This is a genomic window from Pseudomonas sp. H2_D02 (assembly GCF_054677635.1).
On record NZ_CP162816.1, the window covers coordinates 1350680 to 1366401 of the forward strand.

At 56.7% G+C, this 15722-nt stretch carries 14 protein-coding genes, 2 tRNA genes, 1 rRNA gene and 1 pseudogene; 9 read left to right on the plus strand and 9 right to left on the minus strand.

The window, feature by feature from the left end; all coding sequences use genetic code 11:
* On the plus strand, positions 1–693 hold the full coding sequence (locus AB4N42_RS06105) for a lipoate--protein ligase family protein (RefSeq protein WP_460115973.1): 693 nt from the start codon (positions 1–3) through the stop codon (positions 691–693).
* Here the strand turns inward: AB4N42_RS06105 and crp are convergent.
* The gene (gene crp / locus AB4N42_RS06110; protein WP_030139205.1) at positions 690–1334 is read right to left on the minus strand and encodes a cAMP-activated global transcriptional regulator CRP; all 645 of its coding nucleotides are present in this window, start codon (positions 1332–1334) and stop codon (positions 690–692) included. The genes AB4N42_RS06105 and crp overlap by 4 nt on opposite strands.
* Before the next feature lie 232 nt (positions 1335–1566).
* On the opposite strand from crp, the gene AB4N42_RS06115 reads away from it, so the two are divergent.
* Both AB4N42_RS06115 and speD read left to right on the plus strand, forming a co-directional pair.
* Positions 1567–1989 carry an OsmC family protein gene (locus tag AB4N42_RS06115; RefSeq protein ID WP_008061600.1) on the plus strand — a complete coding sequence of 141 codons (423 nt, stop codon included), beginning with the start codon at positions 1567–1569 and terminating at the stop codon, positions 1987–1989.
* A gap of 238 nt (positions 1990–2227) precedes the next feature.
* Entirely contained in the window at positions 2228–3022 is a 795-nt protein-coding gene (speD, locus tag AB4N42_RS06120; RefSeq protein ID WP_181287400.1) for an adenosylmethionine decarboxylase, read from the plus strand.
* 80 nt (positions 3023–3102) lie between these two features.
* Here speD and coq7 read toward each other — a convergent pair whose 3' ends face one another.
* The 6 genes and pseudogenes from coq7 to hemJ form a co-directional block, all read right to left on the minus strand.
* Positions 3103–3750, minus strand: coding sequence for a 2-polyprenyl-3-methyl-6-methoxy-1,4-benzoquinone monooxygenase (coq7, locus tag AB4N42_RS06125; protein ID WP_030139203.1), 648 nt, complete (start codon positions 3748–3750; stop codon positions 3103–3105).
* 73 nt (positions 3751–3823) lie between these two features.
* On the minus strand, positions 3824–4162 hold the full coding sequence (locus tag AB4N42_RS06130) for a histidine triad nucleotide-binding protein (protein ID WP_030139202.1): 339 nt from the start codon (positions 4160–4162) through the stop codon (positions 3824–3826).
* Between the two features lie 81 nt (positions 4163–4243).
* Positions 4244–5034: pseudogene (locus AB4N42_RS06135) on the minus strand (SDR family NAD(P)-dependent oxidoreductase).
* A gap of 61 nt (positions 5035–5095) precedes the next feature.
* Positions 5096–6058 (minus strand): DUF805 domain-containing protein, encoded by a 963-nt coding sequence (locus AB4N42_RS06140; RefSeq protein WP_030139200.1) that lies wholly within the window; start codon positions 6056–6058, stop codon positions 5096–5098.
* 43 nt (positions 6059–6101) lie between these two features.
* On the minus strand, positions 6102–7070 hold the full coding sequence (locus AB4N42_RS06145; RefSeq protein ID WP_407683032.1) for an NAD(P)H-dependent flavin oxidoreductase: 969 nt from the start codon (positions 7068–7070) through the stop codon (positions 6102–6104).
* Positions 7071–7105: 35 nt separating this feature from the next.
* The gene (hemJ, locus tag AB4N42_RS06150; RefSeq protein WP_030139198.1) at positions 7106–7537 is read right to left on the minus strand and encodes a protoporphyrinogen oxidase HemJ; all 432 of its coding nucleotides are present in this window, start codon (positions 7535–7537) and stop codon (positions 7106–7108) included.
* 133 nt (positions 7538–7670) lie between these two features.
* On the opposite strand from hemJ, the gene argC reads away from it, so the two are divergent.
* Positions 7671–8705 (plus strand): N-acetyl-gamma-glutamyl-phosphate reductase, encoded by a 1035-nt coding sequence (gene argC / locus AB4N42_RS06155; RefSeq protein WP_030139197.1) that lies wholly within the window; start codon positions 7671–7673, stop codon positions 8703–8705.
* Between the two features lie 152 nt (positions 8706–8857).
* Positions 8858–9208 carry an iron-sulfur cluster insertion protein ErpA gene (gene erpA, locus AB4N42_RS06160; RefSeq protein WP_003177727.1) on the plus strand — a complete coding sequence of 117 codons (351 nt, stop codon included), beginning with the start codon at positions 8858–8860 and terminating at the stop codon, positions 9206–9208.
* A 70-nt stretch (positions 9209–9278) separates the two neighbouring features.
* Here the strand turns inward: erpA and AB4N42_RS06165 are convergent, their stop codons facing one another.
* Positions 9279–10370 (minus strand): anhydro-N-acetylmuramic acid kinase, encoded by a 1092-nt coding sequence (locus AB4N42_RS06165; RefSeq protein WP_460115974.1) that lies wholly within the window; start codon positions 10368–10370, stop codon positions 9279–9281.
* A gap of 3 nt (positions 10371–10373) precedes the next feature.
* Positions 10374–11795: a peptidoglycan DD-metalloendopeptidase family protein gene (locus AB4N42_RS06170; RefSeq protein ID WP_460115975.1), complete on the minus strand. Its 1422-nt coding sequence runs from the start codon at positions 11793–11795 to the stop codon at positions 10374–10376.
* Positions 11796–12008: 213 nt separating this feature from the next.
* Here AB4N42_RS06170 and tyrS point away from each other — a divergent pair, with 213 nt between their 5' ends.
* The 4 genes from tyrS to AB4N42_RS06190 all read left to right on the plus strand — a co-directional run bounded on the left by tyrS (position 12009) and on the right by AB4N42_RS06190 (position 15571).
* Entirely contained in the window at positions 12009–13208 is a 1200-nt protein-coding gene (gene tyrS, locus AB4N42_RS06175) for a tyrosine--tRNA ligase (RefSeq protein ID WP_030139194.1), read from the plus strand.
* A 562-nt stretch (positions 13209–13770) separates the two neighbouring features.
* Positions 13771–15307, plus strand: a 16S ribosomal RNA gene (locus AB4N42_RS06180).
* Between the two features lie 81 nt (positions 15308–15388).
* A tRNA-Ile gene (locus AB4N42_RS06185) sits at positions 15389–15465 on the plus strand.
* Between the two features lie 30 nt (positions 15466–15495).
* Positions 15496–15571, plus strand: a tRNA-Ala gene (locus tag AB4N42_RS06190).
* Positions 15572–15722: the final 151 nt, after the last annotated feature.

Here is a 15722-nt window from a genome sequence, read left to right on the forward strand (position 1 = left end):
ATGTCTCCCGCCATTTCCTTTACTGTCGAAAACGGCTTGCAAGCCGAACAGGACTTGCTGGCGAGCGTTTGCGCCGGTGACACTGAGTCCGGCTTGCTGTTCTGGCAACCGAATGACCGCGCGCTGGTCATGCCGCGTCGCCTGAGTCGCTTGCCGGGATTCGACATCGCCTGCGAAGTATCAGCCGCCCATGGCTGGCCGGTACTCCTGCGCGAAACCGGCGGCGAGCCGGTGCCTCAATCAGCCGCGACGATCAATATCGCGCTGGTCTACGCACCGTCGCGCAGTGAAGGTGATCATGGGCGGATCGAAACCGCCTATCGTCGGTTATGCGATCCCATCTGCCAGTTGCTCGATGAATTGGGCGGGGTGGCGTCGCTAGGGGAAGTGGCGGGCGCTTTTTGTGATGGGCGCTTCAATGTCAATCTGGACGGTCGGAAGATGGTAGGCACCGCCCAGCGTTGGCGACAGAGCAAGGGAGGGCAGCGTCCGGTAGGGCTGGTGCATGGCGCACTACTGATGGACGACGAGCGCGAAGCCATGGTCGCGGCGGTCAATCGTTTCAATGAAGCCTGTGGCCTGGAGCAACGCGTGCGTGCCGAGAGCCATATTGCCCTTCATGAAAAATTTCCCGCGCCCCACGCCCTGGAGCGACTCGAGACTTTGTACCAGGAACTGCTGGACAGTCTCTAGCGGGTGCCGAAGACCACCATCGTCTTGCCTTTGACGCTGACCAGGTTGCGTTCTTCCAGGTCCTTGAGCACACGGCCAACCATCTCGCGGGAGCAGCCGACAATTCGGCCGATTTCCTGACGCGTCACTTTGATCTGCATCCCGTCGGGGTGGGTCATGGCGTCGGGCTGCTTGCACAGGTCCAAAAGGCAACGGGCGACACGACCGGTTACGTCGAAGAAGGCGAGGTCGCCTACCTTGCGCGTGGTGTTGCGCAGGCGCTGTGCGATTTGTCCGCTGAGGACGAAAAGGATGTCCGGATCCTGCTGCGACAGCTCCCGAAATTTGCTGTAGCCGATTTCTGCGACTTCGCATTCGACTTTCGCCCGCACCCAAGCGCTGCGCTCTTGCTCCTTGCCGGCCTGTTCGAACAAACCCAACTCGCCGAAGAAGTCCCCCGAATTGAGGTAGGCGATGATCATCTCCCGTCCTTCATCGTCCTCGATCAGGATAGTGACTGATCCCTTGATGATGAAGAACAGCGTGTCGGAACGGTCCCCCGCACAAATGATGTTGTGCTTGGCGGGGTAGCGGCGACGCTGGCAATGCATCAAGAGCTTGTCGAGATTCTTGATCTTGGACGTGGGAGTAATGGCAACCATGGTTGTGTCCCGAAAAACTGCGCGGTTTGGTGGTCTGATTGTTATGAAGGCGAATAGCTATCGCAAAAGCTGGCCATACGCCAGCGACTGGGCGCCAGCTTAACAGAGGCGTCTTAATTAATTTGAGAATTTACCGAGTGTAATCTGCGCCGGGCGCCCTCAGGCGGGAGCAGCCATTACCGGGGGCTGTGCTAAGCTGGCGCCCCCTTTTTATGACAGTGGAGTCTTGACGATGAAGGCACGCATCCAATGGGCTGGCGAAGCCATGTTCCTCGGTGAGTCGGGCAGCGGTCATGTGGTCGTCATGGATGGCCCGCCGGACGCCGGAGGTCGGAACCTGGGTGTTCGGCCAATGGAAATGCTGCTGCTGGGTGTTGGTGGCTGCAGCAATTTCGATGTGGTCAGCATCCTCAAGAAGTCGCGCCAAGCGGTCGAAAGTTGCGAAGCCTTCCTGGAAGCCGAGCGGGCGACCGAGGATCCGAAGGTTTTCACCAAGATCCATATGCACTTTGTGGTGAAGGGCCGGGGGCTGAAAGAGGCCCAGGTCAAGCGCGCCATCGAGCTGTCGGCCGAGAAATATTGTTCGGCCTCGATCATGCTCGGCGCCGCCGGTGTTGAAATCACTCACGATTATGAAATCATCGAATTGGGTTGAATCGACATCCAACCATCACAAAAGCGGTGCAAGCTCTGGCGATCAGAAGCTGACGTCTGCATAATGCGCCACTTTTTTCAGGGCAGTGATCGGCTTGCGGCCGGTCCCTTGCCTGGACAGACAACCAAAATCGCCATCGCGAAGAGGTGTTAACCGTCCTACGCAGGTGCGTCGTTCGCATCTGACGGGCATGCTTGATCACGCGGCCAGGCCGCAATACACAGAGAGTTTTCAAACGGTGAAAAGCAAACTCAAGCTCCATGGGTTCAATAACCTGACAAAGACCTTGAGCTTCAACATCTATGACATCTGCTATGCGGAAACCCCGCAAGACCAGCAGGCCTACGTCGAGTACATCAATAAAGAGTACAACGCCAAGCGCCTCACGCAGATTCTCACGGAAGTTGTCGATATCATTGGTGCCAACATCCTGAACATAGCAAGTCAGGACTATGAGCCCCAGGGCGCCAGCGTGACTATCTTGATTTCGGAAGAGCCGGTGACACCGACCGACAGCCAAATCGAAGAGTCCCCGGGCCCGTTGCCTGAAATTATCCTGGCCCACCTCGACAAGAGCCATATCACGGTCCACACCTATCCGGAAATCCATCCAGTGGATGGCATCGCTACGTTCCGAGTGGACATCGACGTGTCGACCTGTGGGGTCATTTCACCGCTCAAGGCACTCAACTTCCTGATTCACCAATTCGATTCCGATATCGTGACCGTGGATTATCGCGTACGTGGGTTTACCCGGGACGTGGAAGGCCACAAGCACTTCATCGATCACGAGATCAATTCGATCCAGAACTACCTCTCCGAAGACACTCGCGACGCGTACCAGATGACGGACGTGAACGTGTATCAGGAGAACCTGTTCCACACCAAAATGCTGCTCAAGGACTTTGAGCTGGATAACTACCTGTTCGGCGACGCCACGAGCAATCTGTCTGCTGAACAGCGTGGGCAGGTGGAAGAGCGGGTCAAGCACGAAATGCTGGAAATTTTTTACGCGCGCAATATGCCGCGCTAAAGTTTCGGCTATGAAAAAAGGCGACTGTCCATGGACAGCCGCCTTTTTTCTTTTTGGAAGGCCTCGTTCCGCTTTCGCTATCAGATCCGATAAGTACTCTTGGTCATGACTTTGGCCAGCAGGCTCATGCCAAATTTGACGGGGGCCGGGAAGCGGAAGCCGCCGGCTTCCAGAGCGCTCTCGGCGTGGTGCTCTTCATCTTCACGCATCTGCTCAAGAATCGCCCGGGACTTTTCATCCTCGACGGGCAATTGCTGCAGGTGCTCATTCAGGTGCTTGCACACCTGATGCTCGGTCGCCGCGACAAAACCAAGGCTGACCTTGTCACTGATCAGGCCTGCCACGGCGCCGATCCCGAACGACATGCCATAAAACAGGGGATTCAGCACGCTGGTGTGGCTGCCCAACTGGCGAATGCGTTGTTCACACCAGACCAGATGGTCAATTTCTTCCTCGGCGGCCTGTTCCATCGCTTCGCGTACCTGCGGCAATTTCGCTGTCAGCGCCTGGCCTTGGTAGAGCGCCTGGGCGCAGACTTCACCGGTATGGTTGATGCGCATCAGTCCGGCGACATGGCGAGTCTCTTCATCGCTCATCTGCACGTCCGGCTGCACGATGGCCGGCGATGGACGGTACGGCTGGCCACTGAAGGGCAACAGCGTACGCATCGCGGTGTCGGCCTGCAGCAGCAGGCGATCGATGGGCGAGTAGTGACGTTGCGTAGTCATGCTTACCTCCGGAAAGAATCTCGGCGACCAGTTTAACTCAATCGGCCACTGGGGATTTGCGTTGGATCATGGATCAGCCCGGCGGCCAATTCATCTGGCGCTGTCCGAGCACATGCATATGAATGTGATAGACGGTCTGCCCACCGAGTTCATTGCAGTTCATCACCACCCGGAAGCCTTCTTCGCAACCCAGCTCGACGGCCAGGCGCTGGGCCGTGTACAGGATATGCCCAGCCAGTCCTTTGTCGTCCTCGGTCAGGTCATTGAGGGTGCGGATCGGTTTCTTTGGAATGACCAGGAAGTGAACCGGTGCCTGTGGAGCAATGTCGTGGAAGGCCAGGACCTGGTCATCCTCATAGATGATCTTCGCCGGGATTTCCCGGTTGATGATCTTGGTAAATAGGGTATCCACAGCGGTCTCTCCGTTGGTTTAGTCGAAGTCGAGTGTACTGAAGGGCTGGTTTGCCAGCCCGGGTTTTTCAGCTTGAAGGAATCAGCGCGGACAGCAGGCCTTGTTGAGCATGCCGCTGACGGTCCGGACCAGCCAGCGTGGTCCCAACCGCGGCAGCGAGGTGAACCAGCGATTGCGGCGTCCGGGAATGATAATGGCTCGATTCCTATCCAGCGCGCGAACGGTATAGAGCGCAACTTCCTCAGGGCTCATCAATTTCTTCTTGCCGTCGAGTTTCTGTTCATCCAGTTGTGCCTTCGCGAAAAAGTCCGTGCGAGTCGGCCCGGGGCACAGTACCGAGACGTTGATTGCGCATTTTTTCAATTCGACCCGCAGGGCTTCGGAGAAGTGCAGCACATAGGCTTTGCTGGCGTGATACGTGCTCATCCAGGGGCCGGGCAGGAAGGCAGCAGTCGATGCGACGTTGAGTATCTGGCCGCCGCCATGCAGCGCCATGCTGTTGCCTATTGCATGGCAGAGGCGTGTGAGGGCAAGGATATTCACTTCGATCAGGTCTTGTTCGGTCATCCAGTCCTGGGCCAGGAACGGACCACTGGTGCCGATGCTCGAGCGCAATTGACCAGCAGATCGATCTGGCGCTCGCCTTCCTCCAATTCCAGCAGGAAGCCTGAGAGTCGAAGGGGTTCTCCCAGGTCGCAGGCGCGGAACAACACCTCCACGCCAAACCGTTGGGTCAGCTCTATTGCAATACTTTCCAGCCGATCACGCTGTCGAGCTACCAATATCAGGTTGCGCCCACGCCGGGCCAGTGCTTCGGCCATGGCCAGGCCGATACCACTGGAAGCACCAGTGATCAGAGCGTAACGGGTCATGCAGTTCTCCATCGCCGCGCAGGGCGCCGGTGGACTGAGCTGTCACCGGCGCAAAGCGCGCTTATTGTTCCTCTTCCTCGTAGTCTACAGAAGGTGCGGCTGGCTCGGCTGCTTCGGCGGCCGGTTCTTCGGCCGATTCGTCAATGGATTCGCTGCTTTCATAACTGCTCAAGGAGCTGCTGCCGTACTCCTCGCCGATGCTGCTGAATGCGCCAGCCAATGCACCGATGAAAATCAGGGCGATCAGGACGACCCACAGCCAGGCAAGAACCTTGACCGCGGTGCTGTTGGGCGGAGGTGGAGGGCCGTAGCGATTCGGGCCACTATTGCCTGGAGCGAATATGAGGACGAATGGGAAGAGGCTGCCCACGAACGGCACCAGGTTGAGCAACCACAGCCATCCGGACCAGCCGAGATCGTGCAGGCGCTGAGCGCTGAACTGGATACTCACGTAGGCAAAAGCGAGGAAGATGGCTACGGCTACGAGTCCGCCGATGATCATCGCGGTCGTCGAGCTGGCGACGAGCAACCAGGACAGGCTCAACCAGAATGCAATCCCGACCACAGGCATTACCGCCAGTGTCAGAACCATGGTCCAGGCCAGGTACCGCAGGCGCCCGATACGGCCTTCGAAACTGAAGGGCTTGAGCGGGCCGTATTCGGCGAGCGTTTCGCCTACCGGGGCGCGGGGAGGGGCATAGGGGGAAACGGGGTCAAGTATGGAGTCCGGGTGGCGCCCGCTTGCCTGATGCAGCGATTCCTGCACCTCGCCGAGGTCCAGCTGAAGGGACGGTTCTGCTTCGATTCGTGCATCGATGCCGCTTTTATGCAGCGCTTCCAGGTACTTCTGCGCGTCGCCCTGGGACAGGTTGTTTTTAAGCGACACCTTGCGACCACTGAACAAACGTTCAATGGCGCTGACATCGCTCTTGAACAGCTCCGCGAGGTTTAGCTTGGCGGTAGTGGTATCGACGCCTGGCAACAGGGCTCCGTCGAATACAATGTTGAAGCGGGTTTCGCTCATGCCTGGCATCCTTGTCTTTCAAAGTTGGTTTGTGTTTTTGGGTTCAGCGGGGCCATTGGCCTCCGAGCTGTGCCGCCCGCGCTTGTGCCTGGCGGTATTCTTTATCCAGGCGCGCGATCAGTTGATCGACGCTGGGTAAATCGTTGATCTCACCAACGCCCTGGCCTGCGGACCATACGGTCTTCCAGGCCTTGGCTTCATCGCTCAGCGGTTTGAGTTTCGATCCGGGATCTGCCGCGCTCTTGTTCTGCAGGGCAAGCAGGTCGAAGCCGGCATCTTCCAGGCTCTGGCGCATGAAACTGGCTGGCACGCCGGACACTGCGGGAGTATGCACGATGTCTGCGGCCCTGGATGTGAGCAACATCTCTTTATAAGCGTCGGACGCGTGACTTTCTGTCGTGCCAATGAACCGCGTTCCGAAGTAGGCCAGATCCGCGCCGAGCAGTTGCGCCGCCAAAATCTGATGGCCGTGGTTCAAACATCCTGCGAGCAGCAGGGTTTTATCAAAGAACTGCCGAATTTCGGCGACCAAAGCGAAAGGGCTCCAGGTCCCGGCATGCCCTCCAGCACCGGCCGCGACGGCAATCAAGCCGTCTACACCTGCTTCCGCGGCTTTTTCTGCGTGACGGCGAGTAGTCACGTCGTGAAAAACCAGGCCGCCATACCCATGCACCGCATCCACCAGCTCTTTTACCGCGCCCAGGCTGGTAATGACGATAGGTACCTTGTGCTCGATGCAGATCGCCAGGTCAGCCTGGAGCCGCGGGTTGCTGGCATGAACGATTAGATTGACCGCGTAGGGCGCTGGCTTTTCCATTGTTGCCAGGCCCGCTTCGATTTCTTCCAGCCAAGCCTTGAAACCGCTGCTTTCGCGTTGGTTCAGTGCCGGGAAACTGCCGACAACGCCATTGCGACAGCAGGCAAGCACGAGCTGGGGATTGGAAATCAGGAACATCGGCGCGGCAACGACAGGCAGCCGCAGACGTTCTTCAAGCAAAGCGGGCAACGGCATGGGATGTACCCCCGATCGAATAGTGCTACTGGACTTTAGAACGGCCGGACTACGACCAGAATTACGATAGCCAGCAATATCAGAACTGGCACCTCGTTGAACCAGCGATAAAAGACATGGCTGCGGGTGTTCTCGCCACGAGCGAAGCGTTTTACTTGGGCGCCGCACATGTGGTGATAACCGATCAGCAGAACGACCAGGGTCAACTTGGCGTGCATCCAGCCACCCTGGGTGAAGTAGGCGCCGGCATTGAGGCTGAGCAACCAAATGCCAAACACTAGCGTGGCAATCATCGCCGGGCCCATGATGCCGCGATACAACTTGCGCTCCATCACGCAGAAGCGCTCCTTGCTGACGTTGTCTTCGCTTTGGGCGTGATAGACAAACAGGCGCGGCAGGTAGAACAAACCGGCGAACCAACAAACCATGCTGACGATGTGAAGTGCCTTGAGCCACAGATAGAGCATTTTTAGTTATTCCAAGATTCACGGTAGCCCGATAGTAGAGGTTGGAGCGGCCACACGTCACCTTGACGGTTGTCGCCACGCGTTGTGGCCCCTATTATCGACGGCTTTCCAGTGGTTCGTTGAGGGCAGGTTTATGGTCAAGGTCGGTATCGTCGGCGGCACGGGTTACACCGGTGTCGAACTGCTGCGTCTGTTGGCGCAGCATCCGCAAGCTGAGGTGGTGGTCATCACCTCCCGATCCGAGGCCGGCCTGGCCGTCGCCGACATGTATCCGAACCTGCGAGGCCATTACGACGGCCTGGCATTCAGCGTTCCGGACATCAAGACCCTGGGCGCCTGCGATGTGGTGTTCTTTGCCACTCCTCATGGCGTTGCTCACGCCTTGGCGGGGGAGCTGTTGGCGGCCGGAACCAAGGTGATCGATCTGTCGGCTGACTTCCGCCTGCAGGACGCGGACGAATGGGCCAAGTGGTACGGCCAGCCCCACGGGGCACCGGAGCTTCTGGATGAGGCGGTCTACGGCTTGCCGGAAGTCAATCGCGAGAAAATCAGGCAGGCACGATTGATCGCCGTGCCGGGTTGCTATCCGACTGCTACGCAGTTGGGCTTCCTGCCGTTGCTCGAGGCCGGTCTTGCCGACACTTCGCGCCTGATCGCTGATTGCAAATCCGGGGTCAGTGGCGCCGGTCGAGGCGCCAGTGTCGGCTCGCTGTATTCCGAAACGTCGGAAAGCATGAAGGCCTATGCGGTAAAAGGGCATCGCCACTTGCCGGAAATCCGCCAAGGGTTGCGTCGGGCGGCGGGCAAGGACGTCGGCCTGACGTTTGTGCCGCACCTGACGCCAATGATTCGTGGAATCCATTCCACTCTTTACGCAACGGTGGTCGATCGCTCCGTCGATTTGCAGGCGCTGTTCGAGAAACGCTACGCCAACGAACCGTTCGTCGACGTTATGCCGGCCGGCAGCCATCCGGAAACCCGTAGCGTGCGCGGTGCGAACGTTTGCCGGATCGCCGTGCATCGTCCGCAAGATGGGGACTTGGTCGTGGTGTTGTCGGTCATCGATAACCTGGTCAAGGGCGCGTCCGGCCAAGCGGTGCAAAACCTGAACATCCTTTTCGGTCTGGATGAGCGCCTGGGATTGTCCCATGCGGGGATGTTGCCTTAACAGCAGTAACAAGCTGCAAGCTTTAAGCTACAAGCTTGCAGCTTTGAACTTGTAGCTTGCTGCTCCGCAAATAGTTGACCAATTTTGTAGGAGAAGCGGATAATGCCCGCCATCACGCATTATGGCGGCGTAAGCGCCGGGAGATATTCAGCATGAGCGTCGAAACCTTCACCCCCACGGCTTTGCAATTCACCCACGGTGCCGCGCACAAGGTGAAGAGCCTGGTCGATGAAGAGGGCAATGATCGTTTGAAGCTGCGCGTATTCGTAACGGGCGGCGGTTGTTCCGGTTTTCAGTACGGCTTCACTTTCGATGAAGAAGTGGCCGAAGACGACACCATCGTTGAGCGCGAAGGCGTCAGCCTGGTGGTTGACCCGATGAGCTTCCAGTACCTGGCGGGTGCCGAGGTGGATTACCAGGAGGGCCTGGAAGGGTCGCGGTTCGTGATCAAGAACCCTAACGCGACCACTACCTGTGGATGTGGTTCTTCGTTCTCGATCTAAGCGTTTCAATAAATAAAAAACCGCAGCGCCGTACGGCCCTGCGGTTTTTTATTGTCCGCCTTTTTTGATATCAGGCCGGATAGATGGCGCCGAGTATGCGCAAGCCACGGGCGCCCGTGACACTTGGGCGATTGCCTGGAATGCCTTCAAGGCAACAATGTGCAAGCCAGGCGAAAGCCATGGCTTCAACCCAGTCCGGGTCTACGCCGTATAGCGCCGTACTGCTGACCTTGGCATTCGGCAGCAAGTCAGCCAGACGCTTCATGAGCGTCTGGTTGTGCGCGCCACCGCCGCAGACCAGTAACTCTTGAGTGTTCGACTGGGCATGCTGCAGTGATTCAACGATCGTCAGGGCAGTCAGCTCAAGCAACGTTGCCTGTACGTCCTCCGGAGCGAAGGCTGGCAACTGCGACAGATGCTGGTTCAGCCAGGGAAGGTTGAAGACTTCGCGCCCGGTGCTTTTCGGCCCCTTGGTGACAAAAAAGGGGTCGCTGAGCAACGTCTTGAGCAAGGTTGGCTCGACTTTCCCGCTGGCAGCCCACTGGCCATTGCGATCAAAGTGTTCGCCTCGTTGTTGATGTATCCATGCATCGAGCAGCACATTGCCTGGGCCACAATCGAAACCGGCGACCGGCTTTTCAGGTTCTATCAGGCTGAGATTGCTGAAGCCGCCGACATTCAGCACGGCACGATGACCGACTCGTTCTTCGAACAGAGCTTCGTGAAACGCTGGAACCAGTGGGGCGCCTTGCCCGCCAGCGGCGACGTCGCGGCTGCGGAAGTCACTGACGACGCTGATGTCGGTCAACTCACTCAACAGTGCCGGATTGCCGATTTGCACGGTAAAGCCACGGGATGGCTCGTGGCGAATGGTCTGGCCGTGGCTGCCAATGGCCGTGATGGCCTCAGGCTTGAGTTTCTGTTCGTTGAGTATGGCGTGGATGCCCTGTGCGGCCAGTTTTACCCAGCTGTGCTGAGCCATGGCGGAACGGGCGATCTCATCGGGCCCGCTGCTGCACAACTCGAGCAGTTCGGTGCGCAGAGTGGCGGGCATGGGAATGTAGTGGGTGGCGATCAATTTGATCGCCGGGGCCAATTCGACCAGTGCGATATCCAAGCCATCGAGGCTGGTCCCGGACATCACACCGATATAGAGCGCCATTGCTTAGCGCTTGCTCGAAGCCAGCATGGTGGCTTTTTCTTGATCCATGCGAGCCATCAATGGCTGGCTTTGGGCCAGGAAGCGCGCACGCTCGGCCTTGGCGATCGGGTCGGCCATCGGCAATTTCTGGCCGAGCGGATCGACATGGACGCCGTTGACTTGGAATTCATAATGCAAGTGTGGGCCGGTGGACAGGCCGGTGGTGCCGATATATCCAATAACCTGGCCTTGCTTGACAGTGCCTCCCGTCTTCACACCCTTGGCGAAGCCTTGCATGTGGCCATACAGCGTACGGTAGGTATTGCCGTGCTGGATGATCACGGTGTTGCCATAACCGCCGCGACGTCCGGCCAGCAAGACCTTGCCGTCGCCGGCCGCCTTGATCGGTGTGCCACGGGGGGCGGCGTAATCGACACCTTTGTGGGCGCGAATCTTGTTCAGGATCGGATGCTTGCGACCGGCGGAGAACTTCGAACTGATGCGGGCGAAATCCACCGGCGTACGGATGAATGCCTTGCGCATGCTGTTTCCGTCGGCGGTGTAGTAGCTGCTGTTGCCCTGCTTGTTGGTGTAGCGCACCGCAGTGTAGGTCTTGCCGCGGTTGGTAAAACGCGCGGAAAGAATCGGGCCGTTACCGACGCTCTTCCCGTTGACCACTTTCTGTTCGTAGATGACGTCGAATTCGTCGCCCTGGCGAATATCCTGGGCAAAGTCGATGTCGTAGCCAAATACGCTGGCCATGTCCATGGTCAGGCTATGGGAGAGCCCCGCGCGCGCTGCCGACTGGGACAATGAGCTGTTTATGACGCCATGGACGTAGGCTGATCGGACGGTGGGCTTTGCCGTGACGCGGTTGAACACATAACCCTTGTCATTCTTGGTCAGGGTGATGCTTTCCAGGTCGCTCAGCTTGGTGTGCAGGTTGGTCAGCTGGCCATCTGGGTTGAGTTCGAACTCCAGTTTCTGACCACGTTGCAGTTGAGTGAATTGCTTGGCTTGCTTGTCGCTGGCCAGGACCTCATGGACCGAGGTGGAGGGCAGGCCAACCTTTTCGAAGAGAGTGGAAAGTGTGTCGCCTTTGGCGACAATCACTTCACGATGGTCAGGCCCTTTCTTTTCTTCTGCTGCTGCGGGCGCTTCTGCCTGGGCGGCGGCCGTGGCAGCGTCTTCCGGGCTATTTTCAATCTGCGCGAATGGAGAGGCGGCCGGCTCGTTTGTGGCTTGAACGGCTTCGGCGGCGTCTTGTTCTTGTGTCAGTTGTTCAGCAGGACTTTCCAGTTCAAGACTCAGAGTCGTCTTTTTGGCTTCAACATCGCTGGAGGGAAACACCAGCAGCGCCAGGCTTAGGAGGGCTGCGATGCCACTGGCGGCAAGCAGGTGGGTCTTCGGGTAAAGCGGCGGCGCTTTAGACGGTTCTGTGGTCATAGGTAATTTTGACTTTTGAAAAAAATGAATTGGAAAAGATGAATGACATGATGAAGATGAAATAACTGTATAAAATATAACCAAAACCCCTGCGAAGCAAGCCCGCGAACGCTCTGTTCTGTGGATCGGCGTCCGTGCGCCGGGCAAACCTTGTATTTGGTGCGCGATCTTGTATGGTTGGGGCCCTTTGAATCTGAGCCTTACGGGTCTGTTATGAAGTCGGTTGAAGAGCAGCTAGCGCTGATCAAACGTGGTGCGGAAGAACTGTTGGTCGAGTCCGAGCTGATCGAAAAGCTCAAGCGCGGGCAGCCGCTGCGTATCAAGGCTGGCTTCGATCCGACGGCGCCCGATCTGCACCTGGGTCATACCGTGCTTATTAATAAGCTGCGCCAGTTCCAGGATCTGGGGCATCAGGTCATCTTCCTTATCGGGGACTTCACCGGCATGATCGGTGATCCGAGCGGGAAGAGTGCTACGCGCCCACCCCTGACCCGCGAGCAGGTTCTCGATAACGCCGAGACCTACAAGACTCAGGTTTTCAAGATTCTTGATCCGGCCAAGACCGAAGTGGCGTTCAACTCCACTTGGATGGATCAGATGGGGCCAGCGGATTTCATTCGCCTGACGTCTCAGTACACTGTGGCTCGCATGCTCGAACGCGATGATTTCGACAAGCGTTATACGACCAATCAGCCCATCGCCATTCATGAGTTCCTCTATCCGCTGGTGCAGGGCTATGACTCGGTTGCGTTGCGTGCCGACGTAGAGCTCGGTGGTACCGACCAGAAGTTCAACCTGTTGATGGGGCGTGAGCTGCAGCGTGGTTATGGTCAGGAGGCGCAGTGCATTCTGACCATGCCATTGCTTGAAGGTCTGGATGGCGTGAAGAAGATGTCCAAATCGCTGGGCAACTACGTAGGTATCCAGGAAGCGCCGGGCGTCATGTACAGCAAACTGGTTTCCATTCCCGATGTGCTGATGTGGCGTTACTTTGAGCTGTTGAGCTTCCGGTCCATGGATGAGATCAATGCGTTCCGTGCCGACGTAGAGGCGGGCGCCAATCCACGGGACATCAAGATCAAGTTGGCTGAGGAGATCGTTGCTCGTTTCCATGGTGAGGAGGCTGCGGCCAGTGCTCATCGTGCGGCGGGTAATCGTATGAAGGACGGTGAGCTGCCGGATGATCTGCCAGAGATCGAGCTGACTGCTGTTGAGAATATGCCGATTGCGGCGGTTCTTAATAAAGCAGGCTTGGTCAAGAATGCGGCAGTGGCGCGAGATCTGTTGGGTTCGGGTGGCGTGCGTATAGATGGTGAGGTTGTAGATCGCACCTATATATATGAGCTGGGGTCCACTCATGTATGCCAGGCCGGCAAGAAAGCTTTCGCACGTATCACGCTGAAATCTGAGTAAAGCTGAAAATAACGGTTGACGGCAGATTCCAGGTGTCTATAATTCGCCCCACTTCCGGCGCAGTCGAAACGGAAAACTCCTTGAGTTTCAATGAGTTAAGTAGGTTTCGATAGGTCAGGCGCTTCAGTTCATCGAAGCGTTGAAGGAGTTGATAGAGCGGTGTTGTTTGGCTCTATTGGCGATTCGATCCTCTCGGTCGAAAGCGGTGAAAAAGAGGTGTTGACAGCAGCGAACAACGCTGTAGAATTCGCCTCCCGCTAACGAGAGATCGAAAGCGCAAGTGGTTGAAGTTGTTAAGGATTTCCAAGCGAAACTTTGAAAACTTCTTAAAATAACCGCTTGACAGATACACGGGGCGCTGTAGAATGCGCGCCTCGGTTGAGACGAAAGGCTCAACCCACCGCTCTTTAACAACTGAATCAAGCAATTCGTGTGGGTGCTTGTGGAGTCAGACTGCTAGTCAACAGATTATCAGCATCACAAGTTGCTCCGCGAGAAATCAAAGATGTAACCAACGATTGCTGAGCCAAGTTTAGGGTTTTCTCAAAACCCAAAGATGTTTGAACTGAAGAGTTTGATCATGGCTCAGATTGAACGCTGGCGGCAGGCCTAACACATGCAAGTCGAGCGGTAGAGAGGTGCTTGCACCTCTTGAGAGCGGCGGACGGGTGAGTAATGCCTAGGAATCTGCCTGGTAGTGGGGGATAACGCTCGGAAACGGACGCTAATACCGCATACGTCCTACGGGAGAAAGCAGGGGACCTTCGGGCCTTGCGCTATCAGATGAGCCTAGGTCGGATTAGCTAGTTGGTGAGGTAATGGCTCACCAAGGCGACGATCCGTAACTGGTCTGAGAGGATGATCAGTCACACTGGAACTGAGACACGGTCCAGACTCCTACGGGAGGCAGCAGTGGGGAATATTGGACAATGGGCGAAAGCCTGATCCAGCCATGCCGCGTGTGTGAAGAAGGTCTTCGGATTGTAAAGCACTTTAAGTTGGGAGGAAGGGCATTAACCTAATACGTTAGTGTTTTGACGTTACCGACAGAATAAGCACCGGCTAACTCTGTGCCAGCAGCCGCGGTAATACAGAGGGTGCAAGCGTTAATCGGAATTACTGGGCGTAAAGCGCGCGTAGGTGGTTCGTTAAGTTGGATGTGAAATCCCCGGGCTCAACCTGGGAACTGCATTCAAAACTGTCGAGCTAGAGTATGGTAGAGGGTGGTGGAATTTCCTGTGTAGCGGTGAAATGCGTAGATATAGGAAGGAACACCAGTGGCGAAGGCGACCACCTGGACTGATACTGACACTGAGGTGCGAAAGCGTGGGGAGCAAACAGGATTAGATACCCTGGTAGTCCACGCCGTAAACGATGTCAACTAGCCGTTGGGAGCCTTGAGCTCTTAGTGGCGCAGCTAACGCATTAAGTTGACCGCCTGGGGAGTACGGCCGCAAGGTTAAAACTCAAATGAATTGACGGGGGCCCGCACAAGCGGTGGAGCATGTGGTTTAATTCGAAGCAACGCGAAGAACCTTACCAGGCCTTGACATCCAATGAACTTTCCAGAGATGGATTGGTGCCTTCGGGAACATTGAGACAGGTGCTGCATGGCTGTCGTCAGCTCGTGTCGTGAGATGTTGGGTTAAGTCCCGTAACGAGCGCAACCCTTGTCCTTAGTTACCAGCACGTTATGGTGGGCACTCTAAGGAGACTGCCGGTGACAAACCGGAGGAAGGTGGGGATGACGTCAAGTCATCATGGCCCTTACGGCCTGGGCTACACACGTGCTACAATGGTCGGTACAGAGGGTTGCCAAGCCGCGAGGTGGAGCTAATCCCACAAAACCGATCGTAGTCCGGATCGCAGTCTGCAACTCGACTGCGTGAAGTCGGAATCGCTAGTAATCGCGAATCAGAATGTCGCGGTGAATACGTTCCCGGGCCTTGTACACACCGCCCGTCACACCATGGGAGTGGGTTGCACCAGAAGTAGCTAGTCTAACCTTCGGGGGGACGGTTACCACGGTGTGATTCATGACTGGGGTGAAGTCGTAACAAGGTAGCCGTAGGGGAACCTGCGGCTGGATCACCTCCTTAATCGACGACCGCAGCTGCTTCATGAGCTCCCACACGAATTGCTTGATTCATTGAAGAAGACGAAAGAAGCAGCCCGGAATTGGGTCTGTAGCTCAGTTGGTTAGAGCGCACCCCTGATAAGGGTGAGGTCGGCAGTTCGAATCTGCCCAGACCCACCAATTTTGTGTGGGAAACGCCTGTAGAAATACGGGGCCATAGCTCAGCTGGGAGAGCGCCTGCCTTGCACGCAGGAGGTCAGCGGTTCGATCCCGCTTGGCTCCACCACTACTGCTTCGATTGTATAAAGCTTAGAAATGAGCATTCCATCGGTTCGATGGTGAATGTTGATTTCTAGTCTTTGACTAGTTCGTTCTTTAAAAATTTGGGTATGTGATAGAAAGATAGACTGAACGTTACTTTCACTGGTAACGGATCA

Coding starts and splice junctions, on each gene's coding strand:
- AB4N42_RS06105 (WP_460115973.1), top strand. CDS start 1: ATGTCTCCCGCCATTTCCTTTACTGTCGAAAACGGCTTGCAAGCCGAA.
- crp (WP_030139205.1), bottom strand. CDS start 1,334: ATGGTTGCCATTACTCCCACGTCCAAGATCAAGAATCTCGACAAGCTC.
- AB4N42_RS06115 (WP_008061600.1), top strand. CDS start 1,567: ATGAAGGCACGCATCCAATGGGCTGGCGAAGCCATGTTCCTCGGTGAG.
- coq7 (WP_030139203.1), bottom strand. CDS start 3,750: ATGACTACGCAACGTCACTACTCGCCCATCGATCGCCTGCTGCTGCAG.
- AB4N42_RS06140 (WP_030139200.1), bottom strand. CDS start 6,058: ATGAGCGAAACCCGCTTCAACATTGTATTCGACGGAGCCCTGTTGCCA.
- AB4N42_RS06145 (WP_407683032.1), bottom strand. CDS start 7,070: ATGCCGTTGCCCGCTTTGCTTGAAGAACGTCTGCGGCTGCCTGTCGTT.
- hemJ (WP_030139198.1), bottom strand. CDS start 7,537: ATGCTCTATCTGTGGCTCAAGGCACTTCACATCGTCAGCATGGTTTGT.
- argC (WP_030139197.1), top strand. CDS start 7,671: ATGGTCAAGGTCGGTATCGTCGGCGGCACGGGTTACACCGGTGTCGAA.
- erpA (WP_003177727.1), top strand. CDS start 8,858: ATGAGCGTCGAAACCTTCACCCCCACGGCTTTGCAATTCACCCACGGT.
- AB4N42_RS06165 (WP_460115974.1), bottom strand. CDS start 10,370: ATGGCGCTCTATATCGGTGTGATGTCCGGGACCAGCCTCGATGGCTTG.
- AB4N42_RS06170 (WP_460115975.1), bottom strand. CDS start 11,795: ATGACCACAGAACCGTCTAAAGCGCCGCCGCTTTACCCGAAGACCCAC.
- tyrS (WP_030139194.1), top strand. CDS start 12,009: ATGAAGTCGGTTGAAGAGCAGCTAGCGCTGATCAAACGTGGTGCGGAA.